Consider the following 14,849-nt stretch of genomic DNA (forward strand, 5'->3'; position numbering starts at 1 on the left):
CGAGCGCGGACGGCCTCTACGGCCGGTCCCGCGGACGAGACGTGCGAGGGAGAGGGTCATGACGGCATTCGTTCTGGTGTCGGGCGCCCACACGGGCGGCTGGATATGGCGGGAGGTGGCCGCCCGGCTGCGGGAGTCGGGGAGCGAGGTGCATCCGGTGACGCTCACCGGCATGGGTGACCGCCGACATCTGGCGGGCCCTGACACGGACCTGGAGACGCATGTCCAGGATCTGGTGCATGTGATCGACCATGTGGATGCGCCGGAGGTGGTGATCGTCGGCCACTGCTACGGCATCCACCCGGTGCTCGGCGCCGCCGACCGGCGCCCGGAGCGGATCGCTCGGATCGTCCACCTGGACGCGGGGATGCCCCAGGACGGCGACCCGGCCCTGAACCTGGTGCCCGACCAGGCGCTCCGGGAACGGCTGCACGGGTCCGAGCACGGCGACGAGGACTGGCGCATTCCCCCGCCGCCGCTCGACGAGTGGCAGCGCTGGGGCAGCATCGCCGGCGTCCCCGCGGACGCGTTGGCCCGGCTGGCCCGTCTTGCCGCTCCGCAGCCGCGGGGCACGCTCACCCAGCCGCTCCGGCTGTCGGGGGCGGTCTCCGGGCTCCCGACGACCGGCGTCCTCTGCATCGCCAACGGGTCGAGCATCGCCACGGTCGAGGCCCTGGTGGGACTGGGCGATCCTCGCCTCCAGGCGCTCACCGACCCGCGGGTGAGCTTCTTCGAACTCGACACCGGGCACTGGCCGATGCTCTCCACGCCCGGTGAACTCGCTGAGGTACTGCTGCGAGCCGCCGCGGGAGAGGGACACCGGGTGGCCGCGAAGGTGGGCGAACAGCCCGCGCATCTCCGGCCCTTCCTCATGGACGTGCCGGAGATGCGCCGCGAACGGGTGGGCCAGGTCGATCTCCATCTGCCCGATGCCGACGGCCCTCGTCCGGCAGTGGTGTTCGTCCACGGCGGCCCGGTTCACCCCGAGGCGCGGCCGACGCCGCGGGACTGGCCGTGCTTCGTCGGCTACGGCCAGTACGTGGCGAGCCGGGACGCGGTCGGCGTGACGCTGGATCACGGGCTGCACGGTCTCGGCGACTACGGACATGCTGCCGACGATGTCGCCGCAGCGGTCGACCTCGTGCGCGCTGATCCGCGCGTCGACGGGGAGCGCATCGCGCTGTGGTTCTTCTCCGGCGGGGGGCTGTTGTCGGCGGACTGGCTCGCGGCACCCCCGCCGTGGTTGCGGTGTGTGGCGGCGACCTATCCCGTGCTCGCGCCGCTGCCGAACTGGGGTCTCGGGGATTCCCGGTTCCGCCCTGCGGCCGCGGTGCGTGCCGCAGGGCGGTTGCCGATCGTCCTGACCCGGGTGGAGCTGGAGCGCGCGGAGATCGCGGTGACGGTCGAGGAGTTCCTGACCGCCGCCGAGGACTGCCGGGCCGAGGTGGAGCTGGTCGACGTCCCGCTCGGCCACCACGGGTTCGAGACGATCGACCACACCGATCAGGCCCGCGACGCCGTGGAGCGCGCGGTACGGTCCGTGCTGGGGCACCTGCGGGGCTGAGGCCCCCGGAGCTGCGACCACAGCCCTCGGACGAGGGTCCCTAGCCGATGCCCAGCAGCTCCTCGAGCGGGTCGATGGCGAAGTAGACCGCGAACAGCGCCGACACGGCCCACAGCAGCCAGTGCACGTCCCGCGCCCTGCCCAGCACCGTCTTGATGACGACATAGGCGAGGAAGCCGGCGCCGATGCCATTGGTGATCGAGTACGTGAAGGGCATCACGGCGATCGTGAGGAAGGCCGGGATGCCGATCTCGTACCGCTCCCACTCGATGTGCCGGACCTGCGTCATCAGCAGGAAGCCGACCGCGACCAGGGCGGGGGCGGCCGCCTGGGCCGGGACGACCGTGGCGAGCGGGGTGAGGAAGAGGGCGAGGCCGAAGAGCGCGCCGGTGACGACGGAGGCGAGGCCGGTGCGGGCGCCTTCGCCGACGCCGGCCGCGGACTCGATGTAGGAGGTGTTGGACGACGCGGAGGCCATGCCGCCCACGGAGGCCGCGGCACCGTCGATGAGCAGGACGCGGCCCAGGTTGGGGACGTCGCCCTTTTCGTCGAGGAGCCCGGCCTCGTTGGAGACGCCGACGATCGTGCCCATGGTGTCGAAGAAGTCGCTCAGGACGAGGGTGAAGATGAGCAGGACGAGGGTCACGATCCCCACCTGCTCGAACGCGCCGAAGAGGCTGAACGCGCCGACGAGCTGGAAGTCGGGTGCGGCGATGACGTCGGTGGGCACGCTGGGCACGGTCAGGCCCCAGGCGAGCGGGGCGATGTCGGCGATCTCGTTGATGACGATCGCGAGGACGGTCATCGTGACGATGGAGATGAGGATCGCGCCGCGCACCCTGCGGGCCATCAGCGACATGGTGAGCAGGACGCCGAGGCAGAAGACGAGCACGGGCCAGCCGGAGAGCTGCCCGTTCGCGCCCAGTTGGACCGGCACCGCCCCGGTCTCGCCGGGGATACGGGTCACGAAGCCCGCGTCGATGAAGCCGATGAACGCGATGAAGAGCCCGATGCCGACGCTGATCGCCTGCTTGAGCTGCTGCGGGATGGCGTGCATGACGGCTTCGCGCAGCCCGGTGACGACCAGGACGCAGATGACGATGCCTTCGAGGACCACCACGCCCATCGCGTCCGGCCAGCTCATCAGCGGCGCGAGCTGGAAGGCGACGACGGCGTTCAGGCCGAGCCCGGCAGCGATGGCGAGCGGGAGGTTGCCGCCGAGGCCCATGATCGCGGTCATCACGGCGGCGACGAGCGCGGTGGAGGTGACGAGCGCCGGGCCCGAGAGCTGCTGGCCGAACTTGTCCTCGGTCCCGCCCAGGATGATCGGGTTGAGCACGAGGATGTAGGCCATCGTGAAGAACGTGGCGAAGCCGCCTCGTACCTCACGGACGAGGGTCGATCCCCGTTCGCTGATTCTGAAGTAGCGGTCGACGGCGCTGTGCTGCGGCATGGGCTCTCCTCGCGGGTGACGGTCCTGCGGGTGCTGGTGGCTGGATTGTTCCCACCGATGAGGCCCTTCAGGTTTTCTCCGTGTTACGTCAGCCGTGTTACGTCAGCTGTGTTACGTCAGATCGGCTGCGCGTAAGGACCCGGCGCGCCGGAAAGTAGGTCAACTGCCCCATCCGGCCGGACCGCAGCCGCTGCCACCATCCTCGGATGGGCAAGGTCATGGTCATCCGGGACCGCACCGCGGGGCTGTGTCTCGCCGGGGTCGTCGCCTCCGGCTTCGGGACGACGGCCATGTGGCTGGTCTCCGGCATCTGGGTCAAGTCGCTGACCGGCTCGGACAGTCTTGCTGCGCTGACGGTCTTCGCCATGTGGGCGCCGTCGCTGGCCGGGCCGCTGCTCGGGACGGTCGCCGACCGGATCAGCAGACGGCCCCTGCTCGTCGCGGTGAACGTCACCCTGGCGCTGCTGCTGCCGTCGCTGCTGCTGCTCGACTCCGCGGACCGGGTGTGGTTGCTGTTCTGCGTCCTCGCGGTCTACGGGACCTGCGGCGTCGTCCAGGACGCGGCGGAGGCCGCGCTGCTCGCGGGCGCGGTCGACCGGCGGCTGCTCGGGGACTTCAACGGGCTGCGGATGACGGCGAACGAGGGCATGAAGCTCATCGCGCCGCCCCTCGCGGCCGGGCTGTTCGCCCGGTTCGGCGGGGCGTCGGTGGCGCTGCTCGATGCGGCGACGTTCGCCCTGGCCGCCGGGATCTTCGCGCTGCTGCGGGTACGGGAGGAGAAGCCGGTCCGGTCCGGGCAGGCGTGGGCCGGCACGGCGGAGGGGGTGCGCTTCCTGTGGCGCTCGCCCGTGCTGCGGCCCCTGGTGCTGGCGGGCGGCGCCACCATGCTGCTCGCCGGGCTGAACGGCGCGCTGCTGTTCGCGGTCGTGGACAAGGTGCTGGGCCACGCGCCCACGTTCGTAGGTGTGTTGTACGGGGCGCAGGGCGCCGGTTCCGTCCTGGGCGGGCTGCTCGCGGGGCCGCTGCTGCGGCGGCTGCCGGAAAGGGTGTACGCGGCGTGCGGCATCGCGCTGTTCTCGGTGGCCGCCGGGCTGCGGTCGGTGTCGCCCGACGCCGTGGCACTGGTGTGCAGCGGGGCGGTCGGGCTCGGGCTGCCGTGTGTGCTGGTCGCCGCGATGACGGCGGTGCAGCGCGAGACGCCGGACGCGGTACTCGGACGCACCGCCGCGACCGCCCAGACGCTCGTGTTCGTACCGAACGCGGTCGCGCTGGCACTGGGCGCGGGGCTGGTCGCGGTGGTGGACGTCCGGGTCGTGCTGACGGTCGTCGGGGCGCTGGGATTGCTGACGGCCGCGATGCTGGTGACGGTCAGGCGAGCTGTGCCAGCGCGGCCCTGACCGCCGCCAGGTCCTGGTCGCAGGCCAGCCCCGCGTGGTACAGCCGCAGTTCGTTCGCCCCGAGCGACCGCGCACGGGCGGCGTCGGCGGCGAGCGTGCCCGGGCTGCCGCCCATGCCGCCGACAACGGTGAAGTTGGCGGCGATGACGGATGCCGCGGAGCCGTGCCGGGCGAAGGGGGGCACCAGCTGCGCACCGCCCGTGCACGGCACGACGACGCCGTCGGCGAGAGCGAGAATGTGCGCGGGGTCGACTCCGGTGTTGGCCCCGCAGTGGTGCGCCACCGGGTCCGCGTGCAGCAGGACCTGGAAGCCCTCGGGCGCGGCGGCCCGTACCGCGGCGACGACGGCCTCCTGGAGGGTTCGCGCGGTCCTGGTACGGAACTCCAGGGTGACCGCGGTCGGTTCGGCGCCCAGCAGCTTCTCGACGGGGATGTCGGCGGGCGCACTCCCCCGCCACACCGGTTCCAGCGCCTCGCGCACGCCCGCGCTCAGCTCGTCCGGGTCGACGCCCTGTGCGGCGTACCCGTCCCGGCATGCGGGGCAGAAGCAGAGCGACATGGCGTACTGGGCGGCGTCGCCGAGTGCGACTCCGGCGGTCTTGTCGTGGGCGTGCAGATGGGTGAGCCCGTACCAGCCGCAGGATTCGAGCTCGGTGCCGCGTGCCCCCGGCCGTACCGCCGCCTCGGCCGCGAGGTCGAGCAGATGGGCGCGGACGGCGGGCTGGGCGATGCAGGGCGCCCAGGGGTAGCGGTCGCCGTAGGCGTTGACCACGGAGGTGCCGGGGTGCTCGGCGCCTAGGCGGGAGTTGTGGGCGAGGACGACCCAGGTGTGCACGTCGAGCCCGGCCGCTGCGAGGGCCTCGGCGGCCTGTCCGTACGCATCGCCGGGCGCCCAGGCTCCTGCCGCGTACGGCCGCAGGGTGCGCCCCGCCCAGCGCGTCTCGTCCGGCGGGTAGAGCACCGAGGCGTGCTCGGCGGTGACGATGCGGTGGCGGGGGTGGCGCGGGGTCAGGGCACGCGTGGAGTGGTAGGCCGAGGCGAGGGTGACCTGCCGGACGCCGAGGCCGGCGATCCGGGCCGGGGCGTCGGGATCGCCGATGATGTCCCAGGGGTAGACGAACGCGCCCGCCTTCACTCGGCCGTTCCGTCCCCGAGGAGGGCGTAGCCGCGTTCGACGATGTCGGCGAGCTCCTTGATGTGGTCGGCGGTCGGCTCGCTGAGCGGGGGCCGCACCTCGCCGACGTCCAGTCCACGCAGCCGTACCGCGGCCTTGACGAGCGAGACGGCGTATCCGTTGCGCCGGGCGCGGAGTTCGACGAGCGGGCGGTAGAAGCCGTCGAGGAGGCGCTCGACGGTGGCGTCGTCGCCGGTGGTCAGGGCGCGGTGGAAGGCGAGGGCGATCTCGGGGGCGAAGCAGAAGACGGCGGAGGAGTAGAGGGTGATGCCGATGCCGCGGTAGGCGAGGCCGGTGAGTTCGGCGGTGGGCAGGCCGTTGAAGTAGAGGAAGTCGCGCCCGGGCGCTGCGGGGCCCGCTGCCGCGGTGCGTACGGCGCTGACGATGCGCTGCATCAGATCGAGGTCGCCGTAACCGTCCTTGAGGCCGATGATGCCGTCGACGGCAGCGAGTTCGACGACGGTCTCGGGCGTGAAGACGGCGTTGTCGCGCTGGTAGACGATGATGTCGAGCTCGGTGGCGGCGGCGAGCGCGGCGTAGTGGCGCAGCAGTCCGGCCTGGTCGGCGACGACGAGGTAGGGCGGCATGGCGAGGATCCCGTCGGCGCCCGCGTCCTCGGCGAGCTTCGCGTACCGGATCGCGAGGGCCGTGCCGTATCCGGCGCCCGCGACGACGGGGACCCGGCCGGCGGTCTCCTCGACGGCGGCGGCGACGCAGTCGCGGAACTCCTCCGGGGTGAGCGCGTGGAACTCGCCGGTGCCGCAGCAGGCGAAGACCGCGGCGGCGCCGGCCTCGATGCCGGATCGCACATGGGCGCGGAAGACGTCGAGGTCGAGGGCGCCGTCGGGTCCGTACGCGGTGACGGGGAAGAACAGCGGCCCGTCGGCACGGGTGAGTCGGGCGGCGAGCGGGGCTGAGGACACGGGCGCTCCCTGGGCCGTGCACCGAGCGATCGAGGCTCGTGCATCAATCTGATTGATGTCTATATTTCTGAACGCCGCCACGCTAGGCCAGCCCTGACACGCGGGTCAAGACGGAAAACCGCAACTCAGATGACAGAAGACAGCAACTGAGACGCGGAGCCCGCCCCCCGGCGGGACACTTGACGGTGCGTGGAGCATCTCCCTAGCTTGTCCACGCATGTGAATACCGTCTACAGGTCAGACCCGCATCGCGTCGAGGGGAACCCACCCATGCCCGCACCCCGCACCGTCCTGCTCACCGGCGCAGCCGGCGGCCTCGGCACCCTGATGCGGGGACTGCTGCCCGCATACGGATACGAGCTCCGCCTCTTCGACATCACCCCCATCGAGGGGGAACCCGGCGCGATCACCGCCGACCTCGCCGACAAGGACGCGCTGCGCGAGGCCGTACGGGGAGTCGACGCGATCATCCACCTGGCGGGTATCTCCCTCGAAGCACCCTTCGAGAAGATCCTCCGCGCCAACATCGAGGGCACGTACAACCTCTACGAGGCGGCCCGCGAGGAGTGGGGTGCCGGCGGTCCCGCCGCCGCAGGCAGGGGGCGCATCGTCTTCGCCTCCAGCAACCACGCCGTCGGCTTCACTCCGCGCCCGCACGAGGTCACACCTCTTGATCCGAGCGCGCTCATCCCCATCGACACCCCGCGCCGTCCCGACACCTACTACGGCCTGTCCAAGTGCTTCGGCGAGGACCTCGCCCAGCTCTACTGGGACCGGTACGGCATCGAGACCGTTTCGGTCCGGATCGGCTCCTGCTTCCTCGAGCCCAACAGCGTACGGATGCTCTCCCTCTGGATGAGCCCGGGAGACGGCGCCCGCCTCTTCCACGCCGCGCTCACGGCGGAGGGCGTCGGCCACACCGTCGTCTACGGCTCCTCCGCCAATACGAGGCTGTGGTGGGACCTCTCGACGGCGCGTGCGCTCGGGTACGAGCCGCAGGACGACTCCGAGCAGTTCGCGGAGAAGCTCATCGCCGAACAGGGCGAACTGGACCCGAACAACCCGGACCACGCCTGCCTCGGCGGTCACTTCGTGACGAACCCGCCCCGCTGGCCCCACTGAGCCGATATTCGGGTGACCCGCACGGGCACGCGGGGCAGGATGCAGGCCATGCCCAGACCTTCTGGTTTCCGTTACGAGCAGCGCGGCGACGACAGCATCGTCATCACCCACCACGGCCGCGGCGCCGGCACGCTCCGCGGCGCCCGCGCATCGAAGTTCCTGGCCGAAGTGGAGTCCGGGGACGCGCAGCTGGTCATGGCCCGCTGGACCGGTGCGTACCGGTTCGGGAACGAGCGTACGGCCCGCGAGCACCCGAGGAACCGATCCGGCCGAAGGTAAGGGAACGGCAAAGCGTTGTCGCTCGTTACCCCAGGCATGACAGCTATGACCCCCGGCTCGAACATCCCCCTGACCGCGGTGCGCGTGGCGGTGGACGTCGCCGCTCCGGTGCGGCTCGACGTATCGGGCCTGCTGCTCACGGCCGACGGCAAGGTGCGCTCCGACGACGACTTCATCTTCTACAACCAGCCGACCGGCCCCGGTGTCACCTACCGGTCCGGCGGGGGCACGGCGCCCGACGCGATCGTGGTGGACACCTCGGCCGTCCCGCCCGGGATCGAGAAGATCGTGGTCACTGCGAGCCCGGACGCCGCGGGCCAGACCTTCCAGGGCATCGAGCCCACGGCCACGATCCGCAATGCCGACGACGGCGCCGCCCTGGCGGCCTTCACCCCGCCCCGGCTGGGCGCGGAGACGGCGCTGGTGATCGTGGAGATCTACCTGAGGAACGGGGCGTGGAAGGCCCGCGCGGTCGGCCAGGGGTATGCGAACGGGCTGGCGGGCATCGCCACCGACTTCGGCGTCTCGGTCGAGGAGGAGCCGGCCGCCGCCCCCGCTCCCACCCCCGTCCCTGCCCCTGCCCCCGTGGCGGACCCGCGCGTCGCCGCACCGCCTGCTCCCCCGGCCCAGGCACCTGCAGCCCCACCGGCACAGGCTGCCGCACCCGTACCAGCACCCGGCACGGGGAAGATCAACCTGGACAAGGGCCGGGTCAGCCTCCAGAAGAACCAGACGGTGTCCCTGGTCAAGGGCGGCCGCCCGCTGCTCTCCCAGGTCAAGATGGGCCTCGGCTGGGAGCCCGCCTTCCGCGGCAGGGACATCGACCTGGACGCGTCCGTGATCGCGTACGGCCCGCAGCGCAACCACCTGGACAGCTGCTATTTCGGCAAGCTGTCCATCCTGAACGGCGCGATCAAGCACTCCGGCGACAACCTGACCGGTGAGGGCGCGGGCGACGACGAGGTGATCGTCGTGGATCTCGGCCGTCTCCCCGCCGAGGCGACGGGCCTGGTCTTCACGGTCAATTCCTTCTCCGGCCAGAAGTTCACCGAGGTCGCGAAGGCCTACTGCCGGCTGATCGACGCGGCGACGGACGAGGAGCTGGTGCGCTTCGACCTGACCGGCGCGGAGCCGCAGACCGGCGTCATGATGGCGAAGCTGATCCGCCAGTTCTCCGGTGAGTGGGAGATGACCGCGATGGGCGAGTTCGTGAAGTCCCGCACGGTCCGCGGCATGGTCAAGCCCGCGGCACAGGCACTCTGAGGCGCCACCACCGGCGCTCTGACCGCCCTGGCCGTCCGGACCGGGCCCTGGGGTCGTCGCGCATGTGCGGCGGCCCCAGGACCGGCCCTGTCAGAGTTTGGCCAGTTTGGTGTACGGGCTCAGGATCCTTCCCTGTCGCCCCGCGAAATCGATGAGGACAGCGGTGCCGCCCTCGACTGCGATGACTCTTCCGAGTCCGAATTGATCATGCGAGACCCGGTCTCCGACCTCGAACTGCTCGATCGGGGGGCTGACCGGGGTGTTGCGGTTGAAGGGACTGGAGGGCAGGTGGCGCCGGGATCCGGCTGACTTTGTCATTACCCGAAGTATGCGCCCTCGGGCCGCCACCGGTTCAAGCCCCCGCCCACGGCCAGTTCGCGTCCCGGCCGGCCTCCAGCAGCGGGACCATTCGGAAGGCCGCGTCGGTCAGGCCCCCGAAGGTATGCCTGTTGCCCGTCCCGGAGGGGCCGTGACCTGCACGGTAACCCGCCAGATTCCAGGTGTGGACGGGGATGTCGTCCGGCACCTGCTCGGTCGGGTCGCCGTGGTGGCTGTACGTCGCCTGCTCGTCGGTGACGATCAGCACCCGGTCGTGCTTCCTGTAGTGCCTGCGGACCGCCTCGGTGGTGTTGGTGCCGCCGAGGTCCCCGAAGCGCTCCAGCACCTTGAGCACCGACTCGCCCCGCCGGTACTTCACGGGCCGGCTGCTCGTCCCGAACTCGACCAGGTCCGCGTCGGCCGCCCGCATCGCCAGGGCCGTACCGAAGATCGCGGCCGCGTCCGCCCGGTTGAGCTCCGAGCGGTCGGAGAGCCGCGTCCACATCGAGCCGGAGCGGTCGACCAGGATCAGCGTCCGGCCGGACAGCACGGGCACCTGCGCGAGCGAGTGCCCGAGCGCCTGCTCCAGCGGATACGACCAGCGCAGCGACGGCGCGTGCTGGTAGGCGGCCAGGTAGCGGAACGGGAACTGCCGCGACGCCGCGACCGCTTCCGGGTCCGAGATCCTCGCGGCGACGCCCGCCGCGACCTCGTCCGAGACCCCGGCCTCGTCGAAGTTGCGCAGATTCCGTACGAGCGCCATTGCGCCCATGGACGGAATCACGGCCTCCCAGGCCGCCGCGTCCATCGGCCCCTGCAGCCATCCGGCCAGCGCCTCCCAGGTCATCCCGGCCTCGGCCAGCCGCGTGGCGCCGTCCGGCCCCGTGACCAGCGCGCGCCGCTCCGTCACCGGCAACGCCATCAGCGCCCGGTGGGCGGTCAGCGTACGGTTCGAGGCGGGCGGGACGGCCGTGTCCGGGTGGTACCGGCGGTCCAGGGCGTACTGGAACAGCTCGCCCTGCCACGGCTTGTCGGGGTCGGGCGAGGCGTGCACGAGATTGAGGACGTCGCCGAAGCGGTAGCCCTTGGCCGCGGTGTCGTACTTCAGCAGCGACCTGCCGTTGTAGAGGCGGCGTACGGCGTCGGCGATCCCGCGCTTGACGGGCTTGGGCACGGCACGCCCGTACCGCGAGGTCCAGTAGCCGAGCAGCTCTCCGGGCTCGTCGGCGCGCCGCAGCACGGACGCGACGACCTGCCGGTTCGCGGGGCCCTCGGTGGCGCCCGCCTCCAGCCGGGCCCTCACGTACTCGGCGGCGCCGACGAGTGAGGCCGTGCGCATGTTGGCGTCGCCGCGCAGCCAGCCGAGCAGGCCCGCGGTCCACTCAGGGTCCTCGACGGCGAGCGTTCGGACGAGCGCGGTGAAGCGGTTGTCGCGGGCGTCGCCGGCCTCGTAGAAGGTCTGCTGCGAGACGAAGTTGGCGACCGCGAGAAGGAAAAGTTCGGACCTGGCATCCCGCAGGTGTCCCTGGCCGCCCTGGTGGGTGGCCGTGGTGCGCCCGGTTGTCTTCACGGGCGAGGCCGCGCGGGCCTTGGTCGTACGGATGTTGAAGCGTGCCATGTGAATTCCCCCGAATTCAGAAGTTCCAGGGGAAGCGCAGCACGGAGGAGGGTGCCCGAGATCAGGAGTCGGCGACGGTGCTCATGCCTGGTGCTCTTCCGATTGAGCTACACGCCCCCTGAGGACGTGACGGGACTCGAACCCGCAACCGCCAGATCCGGAAGTACCCGTTGCCTGCGCACCGGGCACCCTCTTCTCGCATGCTGAGCCTCCCGAGATCAGGACGGCTGCGGTACGGATTCGATCGCAACGAAGTAACCGCGGCCTGCGCACCGGGAGGTGCATGAAGTTGTGGTGTCCAGAGGACAGTTCGGCGGAACCGACGTGTTGGTGCTCCGACCCCTGAGCTACACCGGCACGAGTACCGGCGGCGGGACTCGAACCCGCGACCTCCCCGTTATGAGCGGAAGTAGGTCCTGCCTGCGCACCTGGACGTGGATCACTCTAGGGACGCAAGCAGGACGTGTGCCAAGGGTTTTTCAGGAGGCGCGCTTCCAGGGGCCCGTGATGGCGAGCAGGATGCCGGGGGTCTGGATGCTGGCGAACAGGGTCCGCCCGTCGGGCGAGAAGACCACGCCGGCGAACTCGCTGTAGTCCGGCTCCTCCGCAGTGCCGAGGTTCAGCTCGTTGCGGGCGATCGGGTACGTGCGCCCGCGCTCGGTCGCGCCGAAGAGGTGCTGGATGCCCTCGCCGTCCTCGGCGATGATCAGGCCGCCGTACGGCGAGACGGTGATGTTGTCGGGGCCGTCGTACGCGCCGTCCTGCGACGGGTCCGCGTTGACACCGAGCAGCACCTTGAGCGTCAGGGTCCGGCGCCGCGGGTCGTAGAACCAGACCTGGCCGTCGTGCGGCTGCCCCGGGCTCTCGTCGCGGGCGTACGAGGAGACGATGTACGCGCCCCCGTCCGCCCACCACATGCCTTCGAGCTTGCGGGCCCGGGTGACCTCGCCCTCGCCGAACTGCTTGCGCACCGGCACGGCCTTGGCGTCGCGGTCGGGGACGTCGACCCAGTCCACGCCGTACACCGTGCCGGTCTTCGTGGCGCGGGAAAGATCGTCGACGAACCGGCCGCCCGCGTCGTAGCACTTGGTCGCCTGGAGCAGGCCGGCGTCCTCGGGGATGTGGCGGAGCCGGCCGCGGCCGTGCTGGAAGCCGTGCGGCGGGACCCAGCGGTAGATGAGGCCGTTGGGGCCGGAGGCGTCCTCGGTGAGGTAGGCGTGGCCGCGCTTGGTGTCGATGACGACGGCCTCGTGCTCGTAGCGGCCGAAGGCCTTGATCGGCAGGGGGTGGCGGTTGGCACGGCGGTCGTAGGGATCGACCTCGAAGACGTAACCGTGGTCCTTGGTCATGCCGTTCTGGCCGGCCCTGTCGGCGTTCTCCTCACAGGTGAGCCAGGTGCCCCAGGGGGTGCGTCCGCCCGCGCAGTTCTGGGAGGTGCCGGCGATGCCGACCCACTCGGCGGTGCGGCCGTCGCGGTGGGTCTCGACCACGGTGCAGCCGCCGGCCGCAGCCGGGTCGTAGACGAGGCCGTCGGTGAGCGGGACGGGGTACTTCCACTTGGAGCGGGGGCCCTTGAGCTCGTGGTTGTTGACGAGCAGGGTGACGCCGCGCGGGCCCTCGAAGGTGGCGGTGCCGTCGTGGTTGGAGGGAGTGAACTCGCCCGACTCCAGCTTGGTGACGCCGCTGTGGGTGACGATGCGGTACGAGAATCCGGCGGGGAGAGCGAGAATGCCGTTCGGGTCGGCAATCAGGGGGCCGTAGCCCGGGCCGTGGTGCTGGTCGTGGCCGTGGCCGTGGGTGGCCTCCGCAGCCGCCTCCTCGGCATGGTCCTCGGCGGCGAGCGCGCCGGGTGCGGTGGCGAGTGCGCCGACGGCGCCGGTGAGGGCGACTCCCGCCCCGGTGAGGGCGGACTGTCGGGTGAATTCCCTGCGGCTGAGCGGCATCGCGGGCTCCTGAGGGACGAGGGTGGCGTGGTGCCTGAAGGTCTGGAGGTGCGGCGGTGCGGGTCTGCGGGGCAACGCTCCCGCTCACGCATAAACGGCAGTTGAACACCGTGCGACAGCACACAGCACCGCGAGGCCCGCTTCCATGAACCTCCCTACCCCTTCCCCCGACGTCGGCAGGGCTGATTTTCAGCCCGTCCGGCGTTCGAGGACGGACACGCGGGCCGACCGGACGGTACCGATCACGTCCCGGGGGTCTGGGGGCTTGCCCCCACGTCGCGGCACCGCACGCGCCGGGTCACGCCCCCGGTCGGGAGCGGGCCTTGAACGCCGCCTTGCGCGCGTCCTTCGCCGTCTTCCGGTCCCGGTGCAGCCGCCCCATCGCCTCCAGCACATCGGCCGTCGCCGGATGGTCCACCCGCCACGCCGTATCGAAGAACCCCCCGTGCCGGCCGACGAGCCCCTCCACGAGGTCCTGCAGCTCCTCCAGATCGCCCTCGGTGTCGAGCTGCGCCGCGATCGTGTCGATCGCGAGCCAGAAGATCATGGACTCCGGCGGCGCCGGCACGTCCTTGGCGCCCCGCTCCACGAGCCACACACGCGCCAGACCGCCCAGCTCCCGGTCGTCGAGAACGCCGCGCACGGCGGGCTCGGCCTCCGTGCCGAGGAGCGACAGCGCCTGCTGGCAGTGCAGCCGCCGCAGCGGCGCTCCCCGGTCCGCGCCGCGGGCGGCGTTGAGCAGCTCCCCGGCCGCGTCCGCCGGTTCGCGTCTGTCGAGCCATGCGAGGGTTTCCGCGCGCGTCGAGGTCTCCGGGTAGTGGGCGACCCCGTCGAGCAGCGCATCGGCGCCTCCCTCCGCGAGGTCCCCCACCGCCGGTGCGAGCGCCCCCGCCTCCAGCAGCCGGGCCCGTACGCCGAACAGCCCGAGCGGCGTGAGTTTCACGAGCCCGTACCGCGAGACGTCCTCGTCGTCCACCGAAGGCGTGGGCTCCGCGCCCTCCTCCACCATCAGCGCCTCGTCGACCGGCCGGTACTCCACCAGACCGATCGGTTCCAGCAGCCGGAACTGGTCGTCCAGCCGCATCATCGCGTCGGACACCTGCTCGAGTACGTCGTCGGTGGGCTCACTGATGTCGTCGGGCACGATGACCGATGCGGCGAGGGCAGGCAGCGGCACCGGGCCTTCCCCCGCCCCGCCCTCCGAGGCGGTGAGCAGGTAGAGGTTGCCGAGGACGCCGTCGAGGAACTCGGCCTCCGCATCGGGGTCCCAGCCGAGCGCCTCGAAGTCGATCTCGCCCCCCTCGTCGATGACCTCGGACAGATCGTCCAGGAAGGGTGCGATCGCGTCGGCGAAGACCAGGTCGAAGGCGTCCTGCCAGAGCGCGAGCACGTCCTGCGGGCTGCCGCCGGTGATCAGCGACAGATTGCCGCCCGTGGTGGCGGTGCCGTACCCGGCGTCCTTGTCCTTGTCCTCGCCCTTGCGCTCGTCCTCTCCCTCCTCGTCGGGCCCGACGACCTCGACGAGGCCCGTGTCCACGGCGACCCGCCACGCCTCGCTCGCGTCCGCCGCCCCGTCGTCGTCGGCGGAGAGTCCCAAGGCCTCGGCCGCCGCGGGCAGTTGTTCGTCCACGAGCTCCCCGCCCGGCCCGACCCTCGTCTCCGGACCGGCCCAGCGCGCGAGGCGGACGGCCCGGGACAGCAGAGGCGTGCCGAGCGCATCGCGCGCCAACTCCGCCTCCGAATGCAGTCGCACCGGAGGCAGGACGGGGCGTTCGGCGGGGCGGTCTCCGGGCAT

Annotated in this window: 12 protein-coding genes; 5 read left to right on the top strand and 7 right to left on the bottom strand. The window is 71.5% G+C overall.

Annotated features, from left to right (window positions below; all coding sequences use genetic code 11):
• The first annotated feature begins 58 nt into the window (after window positions 1-58).
• Window positions 59-1,564: an alpha/beta hydrolase gene (locus ACWCXB_RS10520; RefSeq protein ID WP_450721157.1), complete on the top strand. Its 1,506-nt coding sequence runs from the start codon at window positions 59-61 to the stop codon at window positions 1,562-1,564.
• 40 nt (window positions 1,565-1,604) lie between these two features.
• Here the strand turns inward: ACWCXB_RS10520 and ACWCXB_RS10525 are convergent, their stop codons facing one another.
• Window positions 1,605-3,017: an NCS2 family permease gene (locus ACWCXB_RS10525; protein ID WP_450721159.1), complete on the bottom strand. Its 1,413-nt coding sequence runs from the start codon at window positions 3,015-3,017 to the stop codon at window positions 1,605-1,607.
• 206 nt (window positions 3,018-3,223) lie between these two features.
• On the opposite strand from ACWCXB_RS10525, the gene ACWCXB_RS10530 reads away from it, so the two are divergent.
• Window positions 3,224-4,414 carry an MFS transporter gene (locus tag ACWCXB_RS10530; RefSeq protein ID WP_450721161.1) on the top strand — a complete coding sequence of 397 codons (1,191 nt, stop codon included), beginning with the start codon at window positions 3,224-3,226 and terminating at the stop codon, window positions 4,412-4,414.
• On the opposite strand, the gene ACWCXB_RS10535 is transcribed toward ACWCXB_RS10530, so the two are convergent.
• Both ACWCXB_RS10535 and ACWCXB_RS10540 read right to left on the bottom strand, forming a co-directional pair.
• Entirely contained in the window at window positions 4,386-5,549 is a 1,164-nt protein-coding gene (locus ACWCXB_RS10535) for a hypothetical protein (protein ID WP_450721163.1), read from the bottom strand. The two genes, ACWCXB_RS10530 and ACWCXB_RS10535, sit on opposite strands and share 29 nt — an antisense overlap.
• Window positions 5,546-6,511 carry a 5-dehydro-4-deoxyglucarate dehydratase gene (locus ACWCXB_RS10540; protein ID WP_450721165.1) on the bottom strand — a complete coding sequence of 322 codons (966 nt, stop codon included), beginning with the start codon at window positions 6,509-6,511 and terminating at the stop codon, window positions 5,546-5,548. The genes ACWCXB_RS10535 and ACWCXB_RS10540 overlap by 4 nt, the downstream gene beginning before the upstream one ends.
• A gap of 270 nt (window positions 6,512-6,781) precedes the next feature.
• On the opposite strand from ACWCXB_RS10540, the gene ACWCXB_RS10545 reads away from it, so the two are divergent.
• The 3 genes from ACWCXB_RS10545 to ACWCXB_RS10555 are packed head-to-tail and all read left to right on the top strand — an operon-like array spanning window position 6,782 to window position 9,175.
• Window positions 6,782-7,633 (top strand): NAD-dependent epimerase/dehydratase family protein, encoded by an 852-nt coding sequence (locus tag ACWCXB_RS10545; protein ID WP_450721167.1) that lies wholly within the window; start codon window positions 6,782-6,784, stop codon window positions 7,631-7,633.
• 48 nt (window positions 7,634-7,681) lie between these two features.
• Window positions 7,682-7,912 (top strand): hypothetical protein, encoded by a 231-nt coding sequence (locus tag ACWCXB_RS10550; RefSeq protein ID WP_450721169.1) that lies wholly within the window; start codon window positions 7,682-7,684, stop codon window positions 7,910-7,912.
• Window positions 7,913-7,957: 45 nt separating this feature from the next.
• Window positions 7,958-9,175 (top strand): TerD family protein, encoded by a 1,218-nt coding sequence (locus tag ACWCXB_RS10555; RefSeq protein WP_450721358.1) that lies wholly within the window; start codon window positions 7,958-7,960, stop codon window positions 9,173-9,175.
• A gap of 90 nt (window positions 9,176-9,265) precedes the next feature.
• Here ACWCXB_RS10555 and ACWCXB_RS10560 read toward each other — a convergent pair whose 3' ends face one another.
• The 4 genes from ACWCXB_RS10560 to ACWCXB_RS10575 all read right to left on the bottom strand — a co-directional run bounded on the left by ACWCXB_RS10560 (window position 9,266) and on the right by ACWCXB_RS10575 (window position 14,849).
• Window positions 9,266-9,493, bottom strand: coding sequence for a hypothetical protein (locus ACWCXB_RS10560; protein WP_450721171.1), 228 nt, complete (start codon window positions 9,491-9,493; stop codon window positions 9,266-9,268).
• Window positions 9,494-9,527: 34 nt separating this feature from the next.
• A complete protein-coding gene (locus ACWCXB_RS10565; RefSeq protein WP_450721173.1) occupies window positions 9,528-11,111 on the bottom strand; it encodes a TROVE domain-containing protein in 1,584 nt (527 codons plus the stop codon).
• A gap of 479 nt (window positions 11,112-11,590) precedes the next feature.
• On the bottom strand, window positions 11,591-13,054 hold the full coding sequence (locus ACWCXB_RS10570; protein WP_450721175.1) for an alkaline phosphatase PhoX: 1,464 nt from the start codon (window positions 13,052-13,054) through the stop codon (window positions 11,591-11,593).
• A 298-nt stretch (window positions 13,055-13,352) separates the two neighbouring features.
• Window positions 13,353-14,849: a hypothetical protein gene (locus tag ACWCXB_RS10575; RefSeq protein WP_450721177.1), complete on the bottom strand. Its 1,497-nt coding sequence runs from the start codon at window positions 14,847-14,849 to the stop codon at window positions 13,353-13,355.

Source organism: Streptomyces sp. NPDC001514 (genome assembly GCF_053597075.1).